Here is an 18,951-nt window from a genome sequence, read left to right on the forward strand (position 1 = left end):
TTTCCCCTTTCCTTTACTGGCCGATGCGGATCATCCCCTTGAGAAAGCCGTCGGGACGCTCCTCCATGATCCGGTAGGCGCAGTCCAGCCCCGCAAGCGGGAAGCTGTGCGTGATGAGCTCGCCGAGCGGGAACATCCTGGACTCGACGGCGGCGATCCCCGCCCTCATCCCCTCCAGGTAGACCCGCGCGTCGCGCTCGTGCGCGTTGATGACGTCGATACCCTTCCAGTTCCAGAGCTGGAGGTTCACCTGGCGCAGACCGTCTTGGTGGTACCCGGCGATAATGATCTTGCCCCCCTCGCGGACCAGCTCTCCGGCAAGGTCCAGCGGCCACTGGTGCCCGGTCGCCTCGACGACGCGGTCACACCCACGCTCGCCCGCTATCTCGCGCACCCGGTCCATCACCAGCTGGTGGTCGTCGAGCAGCACGGTCTCCTCGGCGCCGCAGCGTCTGGCGAGGTCGAGCGCAAAGCTGCGGCGCGAGATGGCGATGACCCGGGCGCCGCGCGCGGCGGCGAGGGAGGTGAAGATGGCCCCCAGAAAACCGGCGCCGATCAGCGCCACAGTCTGACCAGGCTCGATGCAGCTGCGGCGAAAGACGTTCATGCCGCACCCGACCGGCTCGCCCGGGAAAGGCTGGCCGTCCAGGGACGCCGGGATCTTCACCAGCGAATCGGTGCGCACCAGGTCGAACTCGGCGTAGGCGTTGTTGGAGAGAAAGGCGATGCGGTCCCCAACCTTCACCCCCTGCGCCCCGTCCCCCAGCGCCTGCACCCTTCCCCACCCCTCGTGACCGGGCGCGCCGGGAAGGGCCGGATAGTTGAACCAGGGACGTCCCTGCCAAAGCGGCAGGTTCGAGGCGCAGACGCCGCACCCTTCGAGGGCGACCAGCACCTCGCCAGCCCCCGGCTCGGGGCGCGGCACCCTTTTCACCGCCGCCTCTCCCGGTCCCGTGATCACCGCTGCTTCCATGGTCTCGCCCATCAAATCGCCTCCACACCCGAAGCCGGGTATCTTTTTCTTCCCGCCTTGTCCGAGGCCCCTTCGGGCTCAAGGCGCATCGACGCACAGAGCCAGCGGTACAGCCGCTCCACCCCTTCCTCGACCGAGTGGCGCGGCGTCCAGCCGCAGGCGCCGTTGAACTTGCCGATATCCGACACGTAATAGCGCTGGTCGCCGGTGCGCCATGCATCGAAGGAGACCTGCGGCAGGCGGCCGTGCAGCCCGCGCAACAACTCCAGAAGCTCCAGGAGACTAATGGTGCGCTCGGGGCCGCCCCCGATATTGAAGGCCTGCCCGGTGAGGCGCGGCATCTCCTCGCGGGCCCGGCACATCGCCTCCACCAGGTCTTCAACGAAGAGCAGGTCGCGCACCTGACAGCCGTCGCCGTACAAGGTGATCGGCTCCCCCTTGAGGGTGCGGATGGCGAAGTGCGCCACCCACCCCTGATCCTCGGTGCCGTACTGGTGCGGGCCGTAGATGCAGCTCATCCGGAAGACCGCGGCGTGGATCCCGAAGCTGCGGGCGTAATCGAGCACGTACTGGTCGGCGCACCCCTTGGAGCAGCCGTACGGGCTCAAAAAGTCGAGCGGGGTCCCCTCGCCGAAGCCGCGTTCACGCAGCGCCGGGTCGATCGGCTCGTAGCGCGAGCCGCTTTTTCGGATGCAGCATCCCTCGATCCCGCCGTAGACCTTGTTGGTCGAGGTGAACAGCAGCGATGGTGGCTCCTTGGCGTTGCGGATCGCCTCGAGGAGCGCGAAGGTTCCTTGCCCGTTCACCGCGAAGTCTGCGGCCGGGTTGTCGACGCTCGTCGTCACCGCGACCTGCGCTGCGAAGTGGTAGACGTGCGAGGAGCGTGCGATGGCGTCCTGGAGTGCCAGGTGATTGCGGGTGTCCGCGATCTGCACCTCGAGCCGGTCGCCGCAGTTCTCCGTGAGCCAGAGAAGGTTCTCCTCCACCCCTTCACGCGAGAGGTTGTCGTAGACGATGACCCGGTGGCCGTCCTGCGTCAGGCGGTGCACAAGGTTCGTCCCGATGAAGCCGGCGCCGCCGGTGACGAGGATGGCCTTTTCCGGACCGGCGGGGGCGCAGGTGCGCGCCGCCTGATCGATCCGCTTCAGCGCGGTGATACTCCCCTTTTCCAGCAACCGGTAGAGAAGCTTCGGGGTGCCATCCGCCTTCTTATACCCGAAGAAGTACTCCCTCTCGTCCAGGTGGAAGCGGTCCACGGCGGCGAGCGCCGGGTCGAGGTCGTCGGCGCCGTACCAGTAGATGCGCTGCGCCGGGGCGCCGAGCAGTTCCAAAAAGACCCCGGCCTGCTTGAACTCGTCGTGCTGCCAGGTGGAAAACCCCGCCTCGGTGACCCAGATCTCGCAGGCGGCGCCGCGCTCATCCAGGATCTCCCGCACCATGGCGATGTTGCGCGCCCACCCCTTCCAGGTGTAGTCGAAGATGTCGGGGAAGCCGTGGATCCCCACCACGTCGATGTAGTCCATGACGCCCAGGTCGAACATGCGGCAGAGCCAGTGGCCGTCGATCGGGCTCATCCCCCCCAGCACGGTTTTCTTACCGCGCTTTTTGGCCCAGTAGGCGGCGGCCCCGATCATCTCACCGAAGCCGCTCCAGTGCGGGTCGAGGGTCCAGTCCCACTCGCTCAGGTTGTTGGGCTCGTTCCAGAGTTCGACGTATTCGAAGTGCTCGCCGAAGGAGGTGATGAAAAGGTCGATGAAGTCGGCGTAGTCCCGGGCGCGCCTGGGTGGGGATGAGGTCTTCGCCTCGATGCCGATGGAGGGGGGCGTGTAAAGGACGCAGGGGAGGAGCTCCACTACACCGGAGAGGCGCGGGATGAGCCACTCGTACCAGCTTTTACCCTCGCTCGTGTACCAGTCCGCCCAGGAGATGCCGGTCCTGAGGCGCTTCACGCCGAGCTTCTCGAGATCGGCAAGCACCCGCTCCACCCGGTCCCGCTCGCCGGGACGAAACCACTCGACCAGCCCCAGGTGCTCCGGCAGCCGTTCTACGGATGCGCGGTTCATAGCGTGAGTCCCCGCTGGGCAAGCTCGGCGTGCGCCTCGGCCACCCTGTCTACCGCCACCTCCCCTTCGAGCCACGAGGCGAGCTCGGCGAGCCCCTCCTCGAAGCCGCCCCCTGGCGCGTAGCCAAGCACCTCGCGCGCCGCGGTGATGTCGGCGAAGCAATGTCGGATGTCGCCCGCACGGTAACTCCCGGTGATCTCCGGTTCGATGGTGGTGCAGTTGAGCACCCGGCAGAAGCGCTCGAGCAGTTGCAAAACCGAGATGCTCGCGCCACTTCCTATGTTGAAGAGGCGCTGCTTCTGGGGGTCCACCTCCATGGCGAGGCGACAGGCAACCGCCACGTCGCGCACGCTCACGAAGTCGCGCTGCTGGAGGCCGTCTTCGAAGATGCGCGGGGCGTTGCCGTTCATGAGACGCGAGGCGAAGATGGCTAGCACCCCGGTGTACGGGTTGGAGAGGGCCTGGCGCGTGCCGTACACGTTGAAGAAACGTAGCGCCACCACCGGGATGTGGTAACAGTTCCCGACGATGAGGGCCATCCGCTCCTGGTCGTACTTAGAGAGCGCGTAGACCGAGGCGAGCGATGGGGTCTTGTCCTCTGGGGTCGGGACCGGGATGAGCGGCTCGCGGTTCGCAGCGCACGGCTCCCAGCTCCCGCAGCGCAGCTGCTCGATGTCGCGCATGATGTCGTCGTAGCGGGTCCCGCTTTTGTCGAGGTAGCGCCCTTCCCCGTAGATGCTCATGCTGGAGGCGACGATGAGTTTCCTCGATCCACTTGCGCGCGCCATCTCCTCGAGGAGCACCGCGGTGCCGCAGTTGTTGACCGAGGTGTACTGCTCGATCTCGTACATGCTCTGGCCGACACCGACCATGGCCGCGAAATGAAAGACCGCCTCCGTCCCGGCGAGCGCCTCTTTCACTGCCCTCGCGTCCCGCACGTCCCCCTTGATCAGCTCGACTTCCGGGTCCAGATAAGCCGGGCGCCTGCCTTCGGGACCATGCACCTGCGGAACCAGGCTGTCCAGGACGCGCACCCGGTAACCGTGACGTAGCAACTCGTCCGCCAGGTGGGAACCGATGAAGCCGGCTCCACCCGTTATGAGAACGGTTCCTGCCATGGGATCCTCCTTGGAGCGATGGGATGACTGCGGCACTCGTCTAATAAACATATGATTAGTTCATACACATTAGCAATACCCAATACTAGCAGTGCCGGTTTTTCTGTCAAACGATTTGCGAAAAAAAGCGCTCTTTCTCCCAATAAGATGGAGGAGATGGGAGGGTCAGCGCCCTCAAGCGGTGTAGCAGTTGCGTCACTTTCGCCGCCCTTCTCTTACCCTCGTCCGCCAAATGAAAACCGCCCCTCCCCGCTTCGGTTTTAAAATTTACGTTATGTGTTATTTTTAGAGCCTGTTAATTTTTGAGCATATCCCCCACATCCAAGATGGGCTGAACGTCCCCCATCTGCAAAGGTTCTTGAAGGATTTCCGGGAACTGGAAGTGCATCTGCCAACGAAGCGCCGCAGGTGACATCGCGCTCCCCCCTTCGCAAAGGGGGGGACGTTGGGCCCATGAGGCGCTTCGTGGGAACAGACACCAAGCTCCCCGTGGTTACCGTCTGCACTTATTTATGAATTTCCGGAGGTTGCCGTGACAGCAGTCCAGCGAAGAATGCCGGTAGGAGCGGAGGTGGCGCCGGACGGCGTGCATTTCCGGGTGTGGGCTCCCCGGTGCAGGAAGGTATCGATACAACTTGAGGGAGCGCCGCAGGTAGTGGAGTTCCCCATGGACCTGGAAGAGAACGGGTACCATTCCGGCACCTGCCCGGTGGCACGTGCGGGAACCCGCTACCGCTACCGCCTGGACGACAACGATAGCTACCCTGATCCCGCCTCACGCTTCCAGCCCGAGGGGCCGCACGGTCCATCGCAAGTGGTCGACCCGGGTAGCTTCCCCTGGAGTGACGCCGGCTGGCAGGGCATCGAGCCCGAAGGGCACGTCATCTACGAGATCCATGTCGGAACCTTCACCATGGAAGGGACCTGGAAGGCCGCCGAAGAGCAGCTGCCTGCACTAAGGGACCTCGGCATCACCCTGGTCGAGGTCATGCCGGTGGCCGATTTTCCCGGGCGGTTCGGCTGGGGGTACGACGGGGTGAACCATTTCGCGCCGACGAGACTTTACGGGACTCCGGACGACATGCGCCGCTTCGTGAACCGCGCCCACTCGCTCGGGCTCGGCGTGCTTTTGGACGTGGTGTACAACCACTTCGGGCCAGAAGGAAACTACCTGGCGCAGTTTTCCGATCACTACTACGGTGAAAACGAGAGTGACTGGGGGAAGATGATCAACTTCGACGGGAAACACTGCGAGTCGGTGCGGGAGTTCTTCATTTCCAACGCGTGCTACTGGATCGACGAGTTCCACATCGACGGACTGCGTTTCGACGCCACCCACGCCATCGTCGACGGTTCGCAAATACACATCCTGGGGGACATCACCACCCGCGCGAGGATGGCGGCCAACGGGCGCAAGCTGTTCCTCGTCGCGGAAAACGAAAGCCAGGACGTTCTCTGCATGCGCCCGAGAGAAGAAGGAGGCTTCGGCATGGACGGCGTGTGGAACGACGACTTCCACCACAGCGCCCACGTAGCCCTGACCGGCTACCACGACGCCTACTATTCCGAGTATTTCGGCTCTCCTCAGGAGCTGATCTCCTGCGCCAAGTGGAGCTACCTGTACCAGGGGCAGTTCTACTTCTGGCAGGGAAAGCGGCGCGGCTCCTCCACCATAGGTCACAGCCCGAGCCGCTACATCAACTACCTCCAAAACCACGACCAGATCGGCAACTCCGCCTGGGGTATCCGCATCGATAAACTCACCAACCCTGCAGCGCTCAGGGCGATGACCGCCCTTTACCTACTGCTCCCGCAGACCCCGATGATCTTCCAGGGACAGGAGTTCGCCGCGAGCTCGCCGTTTCTGTACTTCGCGGACCTCAGCCCGGAAATCTCGCAGCAGGTGCACCAGGGACGCATCGAGTACCTGAAGCAGTTCACCAACATCGATTCTCCCGAGGTGATCGACACCATCGACAAGCCTTACGAGCTGGAAACCTTCCAGCAGTCGCGCATCGACCTGAAGGAGCGCGAGCGCCACGGCAAGGTCTACGCGCTCTACCGCGATCTGATCAGGTTGCGGCGCGAGGATCCGGTATTCAGCCGCGGCTATGCCTGCCACATCGAGGGGGCGGTGCTGGGGCAGGCGGGCTTTCTGCTGCGCTACTTTCTGGAGGATGAGCAGCGCCTTCTACTCGTGAACCTCGGACGGGAGCTGCACCTGGTGCCGATCCCCGAGCCTATGCTGGCGCCCCCTTCCTGCTGCCGTTGGGAGATCCTCTGGAGCAGCGAGAAGGTCGAATTCGGCGGTTCGGGGACACCCAAGCTCGACACGGAGAAGTTCTGGCGCCTGCAGGGGTATGCATCTGTGGTGCTGGTACCCGTGCCGGAAGGAGAGACCCCATGACCACGGTGACAAGAGAGTTCCCTTTTGCCAGCCACGATGAGGAAACGAGGACCCGTCAGCTCCTGGAGCAGGAGTGGCTTCTGACCAACGGCCTTGGCGGTTACGCCTCCGGCACGGTTTGCGGCGCGCTCACCCGGCGCTACCACGGCCTTCTCATCGCGGCATACCCATCACCCCTCGGGCGCATGGTCCTTTTGAACCGGCTGACCGAAGCGATCCGTTTTCCCGACGGGACCATGTTCCGCTTCGGAGGAGACCAGAAGGAAGCGGGGCTCGAGTTCCACGGCATGGAGTACCTCTCGGGTTTTCGCCTGGAGGACGGGCTCCCGATCTGGCGCTACGACATCAACGGGACGATCATCGAAAAACAGCTCGTCATGGTGCATCGGCAGAACACGGTCCACCTCATCTACCGTCTCGTCTCGGGGGAAAAAATGGTGCGCCTGAAGCTGCAGCCCTACCTGCAGTTTCGCCCCCACGACGCATCGGTCGACGTCGCGTCCGAGGATCCTTACATGTTCACCGCGGTGCAAAACCGCTACCAGATTTCCTCCGGGCCGAACTCGCCGCAACTGCGTCTCGTGATCAACGGCGGCCGGGGCAACTTCACCCTCGAGGAAAAGCACAGCACCGACATCTTCTACGACGTGGAGAACGCGCGCGGCTATGATTCGCTAGGGACGCTCTGGACCGCTGGTTACTTCGCCGTCGACTTGGCGGCGGGCCAGGACGCGGCGCTCACCGCGTCCACCGAGACCTGGGAGACCATCGCGGCGCTCCCCCCCGGCGGTGCACTGGAGATGGAGCGTGAGCGGCGGCGGCTTTTGCTCTCCGCTGCCGACCCGCGCGCACGCCAGGGGATGCCGGCCGAGCTGGTTCTCGCCACCGACCAGTTCATCATCACCCCGGCCGGACGCCACAAGGACGCGGTGCGCGCCCACGCCATGGGGGACGAGGTCTGCACGGTGATCGCCGGTTACCACTGGTTCACCGACTGGGGGCGCGACACCATGATCTCGCTGGAGGGGCTCACCCTCGCCACCGGGCGCCACACCGAGGCGGGATGGATCCTGCGCACCTTCGCGCACTACGTGAAAAACGGCTTGATCCCGAACCTTTTCCCCGAGGGGCACAACGAGGGGCTCTACCACACGGCGGACGCGAGCCTATGGTTCTTCCATGCCTTGAACCGCTACCTCGAGTACACGAACGACCGCGCCACGCTGCACATGATCATGCCCCAGATGCGCCAGATCATCGACCACCACCTCTCCGGCACGAGTTTCGGCATCGGGATTGATCCTTCCGACGGGCTCCTAAGGCAGGGGGCCGAGGGGTACCAACTCACCTGGATGGACGCTAAGGTGGGGGATTGGGTGGTGACGCCGCGCCGGGGCAAGGCGGTCGAGTTGAACGCCCTTTGGTACAACGCGCTGAGGCTCATGCAGCAGTGGACCGAGCAGGATGGGGACGACCAGTACGCCCGGCAGTTGGGCTCCTTCGCCGACCAGGCCTACCGCTCCTTCAACCAGCGCTTCTGGTACGAGGAGGGTGGATATCTCTACGACGTGGTGGACGGCGAACTGGGCGACGACAGCGCCTGCCGTCCTAACCAGCTCTTCTCCATCGCGCTCCCCTTCCCGATTCTCGAGCGGGATCGCTGGCCGCGGGTGGTGGAAACGGTACGCCAGCGCCTTTTGACCCCGGTCGGCCTGCGCACCCTCGCCCCGGGACACCCGGATTACAAGGCGACCTACCACGGCGACCTAAGGGCGCGCGACGCCGCCTACCACCAGGGGACGGTCTGGCCCTGGCTCATCGGTCCCTTCATCGACGCATGGCTGAGGCTACACCCCGAGGAGATCGGGGAGGCTCGCGGCTTCCTCGAAGGGCTCGCGCAGCAGATGAACGAGCAGTGCATCGGCTCCATCAGCGAGATCTGCGATGCGGAGGCGCCGTACAACCCGCGCGGCTGCATCGCCCAGGCCTGGAGCGTCGCCGAACTGCTCCGGTGCTGGCTCAAGACGGCGCAGTAAACGGCCTCGCCCCCTTTAGGTTGTTTAAAAAAAGCTAATTCAATATAATCGACTTGTGTATATGAGAAAAAAAAGGCCGTAAAAGGAGGAAGTTATGGCAACGCGTGGCACAGGTCATTCACCGGCAAACGTCACCAAGCATCTGAAAGGTATCGACTTCCCGGCAGAGAAACAGGAGCTCTTAAAACACGCTCAACACATGAAAGCAGAGAAAGTGGTTCTCGACGAGATCCAGAAAATGGAAGAACGCGAATACGACAGCATGGCAGACGTCATGAAGTCATTCGGCAAGGAACAGGGGAGTGAAGAGTCAAGCTCCAGGTCAAACAGGAGCAGACAACAGACAAGCGGACAGGCAGGCCAAGGTAAATCCCACAGCAGGTCTTCTCATCATTAACCCTCATTCCACCCCCTCCCTACCGGGAGGGGGTTTTTTTGTGTGCTTCAATAAATCCGGGAGCATGTAGTACAACTCTCCGCGACGTCTGCATGCGCCCCGGCGTCCCCCCCTTTACGAAGGGGGGACAGGGGGGATTTGCTTTTATTGCAACTACTTCTACTTGGTGATGAGGTCGTTCTTCACTTCCTGGACACCCTTCACGCCGCGGGCGATCTCGCCAGCTTTCCTCGCGTTCTCCGCCGAATCCACGAAGCCGCTCAACTGAACCACGCCGCGGTAGGTGGTGACGTTGATCTGGAACGTCTTCAGGGCCAACTCGTCGAAGAGGGCGGCCTTGACCCGGGTGGTAACCACCGAGTCATCCACGTACTCTCCTGTCGACTCGTGCCTTGACGTGGCAGTGCAGCCGGCGAACGAGGCGAGCATGCAGGCACAGAGCATGACAGTAACGATGCGTCTAATCTTAGCCATAGTGATCTCCTTTGTGCTGGATTGGTTCGGCCGAAGCCGGTTAAGCATATCTAACCGACCAGCACACCGCAAGAAGATAAATTTGAATTTATTAATCACACTACTATACTTGGCGATGGCTTTAGGAAAACCGCTGCACAGGAGGTCAATCATGAAGCGCGCGCTCTTACTACTTGTACTACTGGTGCCCGGGGTTAGCGACGCCCTCGCCGTTGACGTGTCCATCTGCAATCCTGGATCAACCGCAATCTACTACCCGAACGGTGACCTGAAGTCCTGCAACCTAAAGGACATCACCTTGCTTAGCGGGGTTAGGTGCAACCTGCTGGCCGAAGCGGAGTTCTACGAACTGGGGATGTTGAAGAGTTGTGTCACCAAGGACTTCTTCTACTACGAGGGGTTGGTCTGCAATGAGTACGGGGCGATCAGCTTCTACCAGTCAGGCAAGCTGGAGGGGTGCGTCCTTGCGACACGGGTGCAGGTGGACGACAAGATATGCGTGGAGCAACAGCCGATCTCGCTCTTCGAAAACGGCCGTTTGAAGTCGTGCAGTTCGCCGCGCTAGCCTCTGCCCAGGCGGCGCATGACGAGTTTCATGTCTTCCCAGACGTGGCGCTTTAGTCCCTCGTCAGCAAGGAGCGCCTCCGGGTGCAGCGTCGGCATGACAGCCATCCCCTGCAGCTCGCGGAAACGGCCACGCAGCCGCGCCAGGGGAGTCTGATCGTTCAGAACCAGCGAGGTCGCTTCCTCTCCCAGCGACACGACCACTCGGGGAGCAAGTTCGGTCACTTTCGCCGCCAGGACCCTCGCCATGGCATCCTGATCCTGTCCCGCTTCGAAGCTCACCAGGCAGATTTCATCCTGCTTGAATTTCATCGCCGCGATGATCTTGGCAAGGAGTCCTCCCGGCGCTCCGGCAAAACCTTCCCCGGACATCAGGAAAAGAAGACCGGAACCGGGTTGTCCCTCCTGGCGCAGAGAGGGTTCCGCGGCAGCAGCCGCGGGGGCGGCTTCGGAAGGAGCCGAGGTTGCCGTGCCGGATCCGGCACCACCAGCCGTTGCAGGCGGCATGTCGCCAACCGTACCGGCAGCCGAAGCCGCAGCTGTACCGGTGGAGGCCGCAGGCAGCTCCTCAAGCGGGGCGGCCTCGAAGAGAAGCTCGTCAACACCGCTCTCGGCCAGACCGGTCAGATACCCCTTGAGTGAGCGTAAAAGCAGGTCCCGCTCCTCCATCTCCGCCATGGCAACCCCCTTTACATTTCCAGTTTCATTAACTATGCTCGAAAGCATGCCGCTACTGATTCTCGCCACATCCCTGATACTTCTGGCGCTCCCCGAGCAGGCACTTGCCTGGGGGGCCGGGGTGCATCTTCAACTCGGCATGAACGTCCTGAACAACCTAGACGTCCTCAAACCCGCCGTAGCCGCCATCATCGCAGCACACCCGTACGATTTTCTCTACGGCACCATCGCGGCCGACATCACCCTGGGCAAGAAGTTCACCCACTACCTGCAGCACTGCCACCGCTGGCGCATCGGGCACCGGGTCCTCGACAAGGCCGGCGACCCCGCACAGCAAGCCTGCGCCTACGGCTACCTGAGCCACCTGGCCGCCGATTGCATCGCGCACAACTACTACGTCCCCTTTAAGGTGATGCGGAGCTTCTCATCGCTCACCCTGAAACACGCTTACTGGGAGATGCGCTTCGAGAACTACGTGGATAAGGAGATCTGGGACACTGCGAAGAAAGTGGCGCAGGAGCATTTCAGTAGCAACGATGAGCTGCTGCGCAAGGTGCTCTCGGATACCATCTTCTCCTTCGGCACCAACAAGCGGATCTTCAATTCCATCCTGCTGGTGAGCCGCCTCGAGAAGTGGCAGAGCCTCCTGTCGACCCTGTCCGATACCTCGCGCTATCAGCTCGAAGAGGACGACCGAGAGGAGTACATGCGCCTCGCCCAGGAGGCCGTCTTCGACTTCCTCAACAACGACGACTCCTCACCCTTCTTCCACGCCGACCCAACCGGCGAGCGGGCGCTCGCCGCCGCCGAAGCGGTGCGCAAGAACCTGCGCCTTCTCTACCGCACCGGAAAGATCACCAAGGACCAGGCGTACGCCGAGCTCGACGAGATCAAGCTGAAGCTGAAAGAGGCGATCTGCGAGCCGGAACTGCTGCTGCAAATCCTTTCCAAATAACTAGCCGCGCTCCCCGCCGCGCAGATGTTCCACGTGCTCCAGGATCACCCCGGCGAGTTCCTCTTTCTCCATGATGGGGAGTTCCTCCACCCGGCCGTCGCGGAAGAGAAGCTTCGCGATGTTGGTGTCCACGTTGAACCCCGCCCCTTCCTGCGAGACGTCGTTCGCCACCACCATGTCCAGGTTCTTCTTCTCCAGCTTCACCCCGGCGTTGCGCACGAGGTCCTGCGTCTCGGCGGCGAAGCCGACCAGGATGCGTTTCCCCTTGCACGCCCCGAGCTCCGCCAGGATGTCCGGGTTCTTCTCGAGCTCGATGGTGAGGCTCTCCGTCTCCTTCTTCACCTTGTTGCCGGCACGCAGCTTCGGACGGTAGTCCGCAACCGCGGCCGCCTTGATGACAACGTCGGTTTTCTCGAGGCGCTCCCGCACCGCTTCCCGCATCTGCTGCGCGCTTTGCACGCGGACTACGTCCACCCCGAGCGGCGGAGCGATGCAGGTCGGCCCGGTCACCAGGGTCACCTCGGCGCCGCGCAGGCGCGCCTGCCGGGCGATGGCGTACCCCATCTTCCCGGAGGAGTGGTTGCTGATGAAGCGTACCGGGTCGATCTCCTCGAGCGTCGGCCCGGCCGTCACGAGGATGCGCGTCCCTGCAAGCCGCTTAGGGGTCAGGGCCGCCACCGCCTCCTCGAGGATCACCTCGGGCGCCTGCAGTTTCCCTTCCCCCTCGTAGCCGCACGCCAGCATGCCACAGGCGGGGGCCACGAAGAGGTAGCCGTGTGCCTTCAGGCGCGCCTCGTTCTCCTGGTAAATCGCGTTGCGGTACATGTTCACGTTCATAGCCGGCGCGATCAAAACCGGCGCCCTCGTCGCCATGACCGTGGTGGTGAGGAGGTCATCCGCTATGCCGTGAGCGATCTTCCCGATGCAGTTGGCCGTGGCCGGGGCGATGATGAAGAGGTCGGCGCGATCGGCGAGCGAAATGTGGCCGATTTTCTCCTCGGAGATCAGGTTGAAGAGCTCCAGATGCACCGGGTTCCCGGAGAGTGCCTGGAACGTGAGCGGCGTCACGAACTCGGTGGCCGCTTTGGTCATCACCACCTGGACACGGGCTCCCGCCTTGACCAGAAGACGCAACAGCTCCACAGCCTTGTAGACGGCGATGCCGCCGGTCACCCCGAGAACGATCTCCTTCCCCTTGAGCATGGCGTCCCCCTAGTCGTTGAGGTACGGGTTGAAGCGCCGCTCCTGCCCGATGGTGCTGGAGGGTCCGTGTCCGGGCCAGACGATGGTATCGTCCGGGAGGGCCATCAGCTTGGTGCGGATCGAGGTGATGAGCTGGTCGTGGTTTCCTCCCGGGAGGTCGGTACGCCCAACCGAGTCGGCGAAGAGGGTGTCCCCGGTGATCACCAGCTTTTCGTTGGCGAGATAGAGGCAGCAGCCCCCCTGGGTGTGTCCGGGGGTGTGCAACACCTCGATGACGCGCGCTCCGAGCTGAAGTTGCATCCCGTCGGTGAGGAAAAGGTCCGGCTCCGGCGAGTCCTCCACGGTGAGCCCGTATTTCATGGCGGAGCGTGACGCGTGGACCAGGAAGTTGAGGTCCTCCTTGTGCGCCAGAAGCGGCGCTCCGGTCTTCTCCTTGAGCCTGCGGTTGCACCCCATGTGGTCGAAGTGACCATGGGTGTTGACGATGTACTTCACGTTGATACCGAACTGGGCGACCGTGGCAAGGACGATGTCGCAGTCCGCGCCCGGATCCACCACCATCCCTTCCTTGCTCTGCTTGTCCCCGAGGATGAAGCAGTTCACCCCGAGCGGTCCGACGACTATGGTTTCAAATAGCATGGCTATTCCTCCCGTCACTTCTTCAGAATGGCAAACGGGTTGTTGCTGAAGTTTTTCCGCTCGCGCTGGTCCTGCCGTTGTTCCTGACGCTGCTGCGGAGCCGCCTCAGGCCGGTGGGCCGGGCTCGGCGGCGCCGGCGCAGTGACCGTCTCCGCTACCAGCTCGGACGGCTCAAGATCCGTCCCCCCTTCACCCTCCGCAACGACCGGTTTTTCCTTGAAGAAGTAGCGGTCGTAGAGGCGGTGATAAGCGGTCCAGCGGGACGGGTTGTCCGGCTCTTTTCTTATGTGGGTACGGATACCGTTGATCTTCGAATCGAGGTCGTCCAGGTAGTTGAGAATGGTCGCTTCCAGGGTCTTCGGACGCTTGGGCGAGCCGTACTCGTACTGACCGTGGTGCGACAGGATCATGTGTTTCAGGAGCATGGCGAGCTCTGCCGGAAAGTCCGGGAGCTTCGCGATCCGCTCATGCAGCATCTCGACCCCGATGGTGATGTGACCGAGCAGCTTACCCTCATCGGAGTAGTCGAAGCAGCGCAGATAGGTCATCTCCCGCACCTTGCCGATGTCGTGCAGGAGCGCGCCGGCGACGAGGAGGTCGCGGTTCAACCCTTGGTAGAGCGGCACCATGGCGTCCGCGAGCCGCGCCACGGCAAGCGAGTGCTCCATGAGCCCGCCGAGGTAGACGTGGTGCATTCCCTTCGCCGCCGGTGCGGTGCGGTACTGCGCCATGAGCTCCGGATCCTCGAAGAAGGAGCGGAGCAGCCGGGCGAGGTCCTGGTCGGCCATGCCAGCGATCAGGGCGTGCAGCTCGGCCTCCATGCCCTTGATGTCGTTATCGGTCTCGGGAAGAAAATCGGCGAGCACCACGCTTTCCTCGGGTACCCGCTTCAGCTCGGAGACGATGAGCTGCATCTTGCCCAAGTAGACGCTCGCCTTCCCCTTTACGGCGAGGAAGTCGTTTCTGTCGAACAAAGAGCCGACCTGGTCCGCGTTGTCCCAGATCTTGGCATCCACCTCCCCCGTCTTGTCCATAAGCTTCAGGGTGAGGTAAGGCTTGCCGTTCTTGGCCATGGCGACGATCTTTTCCTTGACCAGGAAGACCGCTTCTACGATGTCGCGGTCCTTTATTTCGGCAACGGTTTTTTTCAAGTAAGGCTCCTTGTAATAAAAATCATGCTGATACGGTGCGCCAGCTCTAGCGCCCGGCGGCGATCCTTGCCGCGATGGCGTCGGCCACCCGGATGCCGTCGAGAGCGGCACTCATGATGCCGCCGGCGTAGCCTGCCCCCTCCCCGGTCGGGTAGAGGCCGTTATGGCTTGTCGACTGCAGATCTTCCCCCCTGACGATGCGCAGCGGGGCCGAGGTCCGCGTCTCCACGCCGGTAAGAGTCGCCTCGGCCGAGATAAAGCCGCGCATCTTACGGTCGAAGTACTCGATCCCCTCCCTTAGCGTCGCCGCGACCGGTGCGGGGAGCAGCGAGACGAGGTCGTACTCGGTCACGCCGGGGCGGTAGCTCGCATGAACCCGCCCGTTTCCTTTGCCGAGAAAGCCCATGAGGCTTTGCGCTGGGGCAAGATACCCTCCCCCACCGGCGTTGAAGGCGCGCCGCTCCAGCTCGCGCTGGAACTCGACTCCGGCAAGAGGGGATGCACCGGCAAAATCCGCAGGCCCGACGGTCACCACGAGGGCGCTGTTGGCGAAGGGGCCGTTTCTAAGGTAGCCGCTCATGCCGTTCACCACCACCCCGCCCGGCTCCGAGGAGGAGGCCACCACCACACCGCCCGGACACATGCAGAAGGAGTAGGCGGAGCGGCCGGTCCGCTCGTTGTTGTAGGCCTGGAAGTACTCCGCCGCAGGGAGCGAGGGGTGCGCGTTCCGGCCGTACTGAATCTCGTTGATGAGGGGCTGCGGGTGCTCCACCCTGAGCCCCACCGCGAACGGCTTCTGTTCCAGGTTGACCCCAATGGCGTGCAACAGGGCGTAGGTGTCGCGTGCGCTGTGCCCGGGTGCCAAAACGAGCGTGTCGCACGGCTCCTCGCCGGTCTCGTTCACCACAACACTCGCCACCCGGCCGGCGGCCATCCCAATCCCGGTCAGCCTCTGCTCGAAGCCGACGGAAAAGCCCGAAGCGATGAGCCGCTCGCGGATGCCGCGCACCACCGCGCGCAGCCGGTCGGTGCCGATGTGCGGCTTCGACGCGTAGAGGATCTCGGGCGGCGCGCCGAAGTCGACTAGGCGCTGCAGCACCCAGCCGCAGTTCGCGTCCTTCACCCTAGTGGTGAGTTTCCCGTCCGAGAAGGTGCCGGCGCCCCCTTCCCCGAACTGCACATTGCTCTCTGCGCACAGCTCACCCAGGCGCCAGAAACGGGAAACGTCCTTCGCGCGCCGGTCCACGTCGCGCCCGCGCTCAAGGATCCTGGCGGTAAGGCCGTACTCGGCGAGTCTCAGCGCGGCGAAGAGCCCCGCCGGCCCCATGCCGACGATGACGATGCGCTCGGAACTTAAGAGACGCGGGAAGCGGGGTGCGGCAGGCGGCTCCACCCGCGTCACGTCCCCCTTGGGGTTCACCCGCGACTCATCGGCGAGCGATACCCGGACCGTGTAGACCAGCTTGATGGCCCCTTTCTTCCGGGCGTCCACACCCTTTTTCACCAGGGTGAGCTCCGTGATCTCGGATTCGCGCACGCCCAGGCCGGCGGCGGCCAGAGGACGCAGCGCACTCTCCTCGACGCCCGGGCTCAGGGTGAGGTTACGTAACAAAAATGGCATGGGGTTTCCGTCAGGCGGCGCCGGCGCCGCGCCGTTTTCTTTCCAGGAGCTGCTCGACGATAATGACGATGTCCAGCGGAGAGGTTGATTTCGGGATGTGCACCTTCGCCCCCATCTCGGGGATCGGGTGTTCGTGCGGGGCGCCCTGGAACATCGAGGTCAAAAGGATGAAGATAGGCTCCGGCTCCCTCGCCAGGCGCCCCATCTCCAGGGAGGCGCTCACCCCTCCCATGCGGGGCATGATCAGGTCGAGAATGACGACGTCGAAAACGCCGGCGGCGTAGGTCTCGACGCCGCTGAGGCCGTCCCCAGCGGTCACTACGGCGAAGCCCGCACCCGTGAAGGCGTCGGACATCACCTTCAGGAAGAACTTGTCGTCGTCTACCAGGAGGATGCGGCCCCTGCTCTCTGCTGTCATTTCGACCTCAAGGCGTGATGGAATGCGACATCATACAAAAATGCGGTCGAAAAGAAAAGCGGAAAGCACCCTTTTATCTCGGCGCGTTAAGCGGCAGGCGCACCGCGAAGGTGGTGCCGGCGGGGTCGCTCTTTTCCACCTCGATCTTACCCTTGTAGGTCTTGACGATGCGCAGCACAACCGAGAGCCCCAGACCGGTGCCACGGCTGTTCGTGGTGAAGAAGGGATCGAAGATGTTGGGAAGGTTCTCGGGGGGGATGCCGGGACCGGTGTCGGCGACGCGCACCGTGAGGAAATCCTGTTCCTCCTCCAGCGATACGGTGAGGGTCCCCTCCTCCTGCATGACGTGGATCGAGTTCAAAAAGAGGTTGGTGAAGATCTGCTCGATCTCCATCGGGTCGGCCTTGATGGCGGGGGGGAGGCTTCTGAAGTCACGCACCACCTTGATCCGCTTCTGGCGCAGTTGCGGGGTGAAGGCATCCAGGGTGTGCTCGAGAACCCGGTCCACCCGGACCTCGCTGATCTCGAACTTCGGACGCTTCGCGGCGTCGAGGAGCTTGCCGAGGATGTTGTCGATCCGGTCCACTTCCTTGAGGATCTTGTCGACGTACTCCTCGCGCTCCGGCTCGTCCAGCCCGCTCTTGATCAACTGGACGAAGAGCGCGATCGAGTTGAGCGGGTTTCTGATTTCGTGAGCCATCCCGGCGGAGAGGTAGCCAAGCGAGGCGAGTTTCTCGGACTGCACCACCTCGGCCTGGGCCCTGGAAAGCGCCTCGCTCTTTTCCTGCACGCGCGCCTCGAGCTCACGGTTCCAGTCCGCGATCTCGGCCAAAAGCCGCTCCCGCTCGCTCAAGAGGGCGCGGTTTTGCAGCTCGATGCCGCGCAGCTTCAGGACGCTCTCGATCCGCTCGACGAGGTCCTGGTTGTTGAAGGGCTTCAGGATGTAGTCCGACGCTCCCGCCTTCATCAGCTCGACGGCGATTTCCTCGCTCCCCTTGCCGGTGAACATGATGACGTAGGTGTCGCTGTAGAGCCGCTTGATCTCCCTCAGGGCGGTGAGACCGTCCATGTTGGGCATCATGTAGTCCAAAAGGACCAGCTCCGGACGCTCCCGCTCGATGGTCTCCAACCCCTCCTGCGCGCTGAGGGCGGTGTAGACCTGGTAGCCGCGGTTTCTCAGGATGATGCCGGTGAGATCGAGAATGACCTTCTCGTCGTCGACGATCAGAACGCGGCCGCGCGGCTCTTTTTCCACATCGCTCATTTCAGGTCCTGCTCCTTCCGTATAGGATCAAAAACATCAAAAAAAAGGGGCAGCGAACGCTGCCCCCCATGGATGTATGCCGCTTTTATCAGGGAAGCCTCACCGTAACCACCGGGCAGTGCGCCTTGCGCACCACGCGCTCAGCGGTCGACCCGAAGAGCAGGTGGTCGATACCGCTTCTTCCCTGGGTGCCCAGAACGATGCAGGAAGAGCCGTCGGTTTCGGCCCTTTTCATGATCTCTTCCCAAGGTACCCCGGTCACGATGGCAGTCTCGTAATTGGCGAAGCCGGCGATGTTTTGGGTGATAAAGGTGTTCATCATCTTCTGCGCACCCTCCTCGATCTCCTTCTCGAGGTTCTCAAAGGAGACATGGGGTACGTAGAAGCCGCGCAGGTCGACCGGCTCGTTTATCACGTGCATGATGGTCAGGCGGCTGTTGAACTGCTTGGCAAGGGTCAGCGCGTAGGTAAAGGCGTGGCCGGAGCTTTCGGAAAAATCGGTGGCGAAAAGTATCTTGTCGAAGTTTGGCATCTGGACCCTCCCCGGTTTTCGGCGATCAGAGTCAGTGGCTCGTTTCCTTGAAGATCTTCTTGAGGATCGACTTCAGTTCATCGATCTTCACCGGCTTGTTGATGTACTCGAAGGCCCCAAGGTTCATCGCCTCGATATAGGATTCCACACCGCCGTAAGCGGTGATCATGATTACGTTACTGGACGGATAGCTCCTGTTCAGCTCCTTCAGGAAGGTGATGCCGTTCATTTCGGGCATATTGATATCGGTGACGATCAGGTTCACTTCCTGCTCGCGCAAGTAGTTGAGCGCCTCGAACCCGTTCGCCACACTGTCTACCAGGAAGCCTTCCTTGGCAAGTAGTCGGGAGAGGCCGATGCGAGCGTTCTCCTCGTCGTCTACCACCAGTATTCTCTTCGGCTGCTTTGGCAAGATTGGCTCCATATTCTTATTAAAATCTGCAAGATTGATTCTAACA

The 18,951-nt window shown here is 62.6% G+C and carries 18 protein-coding genes; 5 read left to right on the plus strand and 13 right to left on the minus strand.

The features are described from left to right. Positions 1-13 precede the first annotated feature (13 nt). Genes E4633_RS16170 through E4633_RS16180 form a run of 3 tightly spaced genes read right to left on the minus strand, consistent with a single transcriptional unit; the run spans position 14 to position 4,154 of the window. Positions 14-985: an MDR/zinc-dependent alcohol dehydrogenase-like family protein gene (locus tag E4633_RS16170; RefSeq protein WP_135871666.1), complete on the minus strand. Its 972-nt coding sequence runs from the start codon at positions 983-985 to the stop codon at positions 14-16. After that, a complete protein-coding gene (locus tag E4633_RS16175) occupies positions 985-3,036 on the minus strand; it encodes an NAD-dependent epimerase/dehydratase family protein (protein WP_135871668.1) in 2,052 nt (683 codons plus the stop codon). The genes E4633_RS16170 and E4633_RS16175 overlap by 1 nt, the downstream gene beginning before the upstream one ends. Beyond that, complete coding sequence (locus tag E4633_RS16180; protein ID WP_135871670.1) at positions 3,033-4,154, minus strand: NAD-dependent epimerase/dehydratase family protein; 1,122 nt, start codon at positions 4,152-4,154, stop codon at positions 3,033-3,035. Before E4633_RS16180 ends, E4633_RS16175 begins: the two co-directional genes overlap by 4 nt. Before the next feature lie 532 nt (positions 4,155-4,686). Here E4633_RS16180 and treZ point away from each other — a divergent pair. From treZ to E4633_RS16195, 3 genes are all read left to right on the plus strand, one after another. Next, positions 4,687-6,561, plus strand: coding sequence for a malto-oligosyltrehalose trehalohydrolase (gene treZ / locus E4633_RS16185; RefSeq protein WP_198419462.1), 1,875 nt, complete (start codon positions 4,687-4,689; stop codon positions 6,559-6,561). Continuing rightward, positions 6,558-8,597, plus strand: a complete 2,040-nt coding sequence (locus tag E4633_RS16190) for an amylo-alpha-1,6-glucosidase (protein WP_135871672.1) — start codon at positions 6,558-6,560, stop codon at positions 8,595-8,597. Before treZ ends, E4633_RS16190 begins: the two co-directional genes overlap by 4 nt. A 94-nt stretch (positions 8,598-8,691) precedes the next feature. Beyond that, positions 8,692-8,994, plus strand: coding sequence for a DUF2795 domain-containing protein (locus E4633_RS16195; RefSeq protein WP_135871674.1), 303 nt, complete (start codon positions 8,692-8,694; stop codon positions 8,992-8,994). Between the two features lie 159 nt (positions 8,995-9,153). Here the strand turns inward: E4633_RS16195 and E4633_RS16200 are convergent, their stop codons facing one another. Then, complete coding sequence (locus tag E4633_RS16200; protein ID WP_135871676.1) at positions 9,154-9,468, minus strand: BON domain-containing protein; 315 nt, start codon at positions 9,466-9,468, stop codon at positions 9,154-9,156. Positions 9,469-9,619: 151 nt separating this feature from the next. Here E4633_RS16200 and E4633_RS16205 point away from each other — a divergent pair, with 151 nt between their 5' ends. Next, complete coding sequence (locus E4633_RS16205; protein ID WP_135871678.1) at positions 9,620-10,033, plus strand: hypothetical protein; 414 nt, start codon at positions 9,620-9,622, stop codon at positions 10,031-10,033. On the opposite strand, the gene E4633_RS16210 is transcribed toward E4633_RS16205, so the two are convergent. After that, positions 10,030-10,710, minus strand: a complete 681-nt coding sequence (locus tag E4633_RS16210; protein WP_135871680.1) for a uracil-DNA glycosylase family protein — start codon at positions 10,708-10,710, stop codon at positions 10,030-10,032. The two genes, E4633_RS16205 and E4633_RS16210, sit on opposite strands and share 4 nt — an antisense overlap. A 46-nt stretch (positions 10,711-10,756) precedes the next feature. Between E4633_RS16210 and E4633_RS16215 the strand changes: the two genes are divergently transcribed. Next, a complete protein-coding gene (locus E4633_RS16215; RefSeq protein ID WP_407925462.1) occupies positions 10,757-11,665 on the plus strand; it encodes a zinc dependent phospholipase C family protein in 909 nt (302 codons plus the stop codon). Here the strand turns inward: E4633_RS16215 and coaBC are convergent, their stop codons facing one another. The 8 genes from coaBC to E4633_RS16255 form a co-directional block, all read right to left on the minus strand. Beyond that, the gene (gene coaBC, locus E4633_RS16220) at positions 11,666-12,868 is read right to left on the minus strand and encodes a bifunctional phosphopantothenoylcysteine decarboxylase/phosphopantothenate--cysteine ligase CoaBC (RefSeq protein WP_135871684.1); all 1,203 of its coding nucleotides are present in this window, start codon (positions 12,866-12,868) and stop codon (positions 11,666-11,668) included. It abuts the gene before it with no gap. Between the two features lie 9 nt (positions 12,869-12,877). After that, a complete protein-coding gene (locus tag E4633_RS16225; RefSeq protein WP_135871686.1) occupies positions 12,878-13,507 on the minus strand; it encodes an MBL fold metallo-hydrolase in 630 nt (209 codons plus the stop codon). Between the two features lie 14 nt (positions 13,508-13,521). After that, the gene (locus E4633_RS16230; protein WP_135871688.1) at positions 13,522-14,658 is read right to left on the minus strand and encodes a 3'-5' exoribonuclease YhaM family protein; all 1,137 of its coding nucleotides are present in this window, start codon (positions 14,656-14,658) and stop codon (positions 13,522-13,524) included. Positions 14,659-14,704: 46 nt separating this feature from the next. Further along, positions 14,705-16,279 carry an NAD(P)/FAD-dependent oxidoreductase gene (locus tag E4633_RS16235; protein WP_135871690.1) on the minus strand — a complete coding sequence of 525 codons (1,575 nt, stop codon included), beginning with the start codon at positions 16,277-16,279 and terminating at the stop codon, positions 14,705-14,707. A gap of 10 nt (positions 16,280-16,289) precedes the next feature. Next, positions 16,290-16,697 carry a response regulator gene (locus E4633_RS16240; protein ID WP_135871692.1) on the minus strand — a complete coding sequence of 136 codons (408 nt, stop codon included), beginning with the start codon at positions 16,695-16,697 and terminating at the stop codon, positions 16,290-16,292. 73 nt (positions 16,698-16,770) lie between these two features. After that, positions 16,771-17,961 carry a hybrid sensor histidine kinase/response regulator gene (locus E4633_RS16245; RefSeq protein ID WP_135871694.1) on the minus strand — a complete coding sequence of 397 codons (1,191 nt, stop codon included), beginning with the start codon at positions 17,959-17,961 and terminating at the stop codon, positions 16,771-16,773. A gap of 88 nt (positions 17,962-18,049) precedes the next feature. After that, positions 18,050-18,493, minus strand: a complete 444-nt coding sequence (locus E4633_RS16250; RefSeq protein WP_135871696.1) for a universal stress protein — start codon at positions 18,491-18,493, stop codon at positions 18,050-18,052. 31 nt (positions 18,494-18,524) lie between these two features. Next, the gene (locus tag E4633_RS16255; protein WP_012530095.1) at positions 18,525-18,905 is read right to left on the minus strand and encodes a response regulator; all 381 of its coding nucleotides are present in this window, start codon (positions 18,903-18,905) and stop codon (positions 18,525-18,527) included. Between the last annotated feature and the right edge of the window lie 46 nt (positions 18,906-18,951).

Source organism: Geomonas terrae (genome assembly GCF_004791675.1).
In the GTDB taxonomy this organism is placed as follows: domain Bacteria; phylum Desulfobacterota; class Desulfuromonadia; order Geobacterales; family Geobacteraceae; genus Geomonas; species Geomonas edaphica.

Excerpts from the sequence above, each read along its gene's own strand:
- E4633_RS16170 (WP_135871666.1), bottom strand. The coding sequence starts at position 985 with ATGGGCGAGACCATGGAAGCAGCGGTGATCACGGGACCGGGAGAGGCG.
- E4633_RS16175 (WP_135871668.1), bottom strand. The coding sequence starts at position 3,036 with ATGAACCGCGCATCCGTAGAACGGCTGCCGGAGCACCTGGGGCTGGTC.
- E4633_RS16180 (WP_135871670.1), bottom strand. The coding sequence starts at position 4,154 with ATGGCAGGAACCGTTCTCATAACGGGTGGAGCCGGCTTCATCGGTTCC.
- E4633_RS16190 (WP_135871672.1), top strand. The coding sequence starts at position 6,558 with ATGACCACGGTGACAAGAGAGTTCCCTTTTGCCAGCCACGATGAGGAA.
- E4633_RS16195 (WP_135871674.1), top strand. The coding sequence starts at position 8,692 with ATGGCAACGCGTGGCACAGGTCATTCACCGGCAAACGTCACCAAGCAT.
- E4633_RS16200 (WP_135871676.1), bottom strand. The coding sequence starts at position 9,468 with ATGGCTAAGATTAGACGCATCGTTACTGTCATGCTCTGTGCCTGCATG.
- E4633_RS16205 (WP_135871678.1), top strand. The coding sequence starts at position 9,620 with ATGAAGCGCGCGCTCTTACTACTTGTACTACTGGTGCCCGGGGTTAGC.
- E4633_RS16210 (WP_135871680.1), bottom strand. The coding sequence starts at position 10,710 with ATGGCGGAGATGGAGGAGCGGGACCTGCTTTTACGCTCACTCAAGGGG.
- E4633_RS16215 (WP_407925462.1), top strand. The coding sequence starts at position 10,757 with ATGCCGCTACTGATTCTCGCCACATCCCTGATACTTCTGGCGCTCCCC.
- coaBC (WP_135871684.1), bottom strand. The coding sequence starts at position 12,868 with ATGCTCAAGGGGAAGGAGATCGTTCTCGGGGTGACCGGCGGCATCGCC.
- E4633_RS16225 (WP_135871686.1), bottom strand. The coding sequence starts at position 13,507 with ATGCTATTTGAAACCATAGTCGTCGGACCGCTCGGGGTGAACTGCTTC.
- E4633_RS16235 (WP_135871690.1), bottom strand. The coding sequence starts at position 16,279 with ATGCCATTTTTGTTACGTAACCTCACCCTGAGCCCGGGCGTCGAGGAG.
- E4633_RS16240 (WP_135871692.1), bottom strand. The coding sequence starts at position 16,697 with ATGACAGCAGAGAGCAGGGGCCGCATCCTCCTGGTAGACGACGACAAG.
- E4633_RS16245 (WP_135871694.1), bottom strand. The coding sequence starts at position 17,961 with ATGAGCGATGTGGAAAAAGAGCCGCGCGGCCGCGTTCTGATCGTCGAC.
- E4633_RS16250 (WP_135871696.1), bottom strand. The coding sequence starts at position 18,493 with ATGCCAAACTTCGACAAGATACTTTTCGCCACCGATTTTTCCGAAAGC.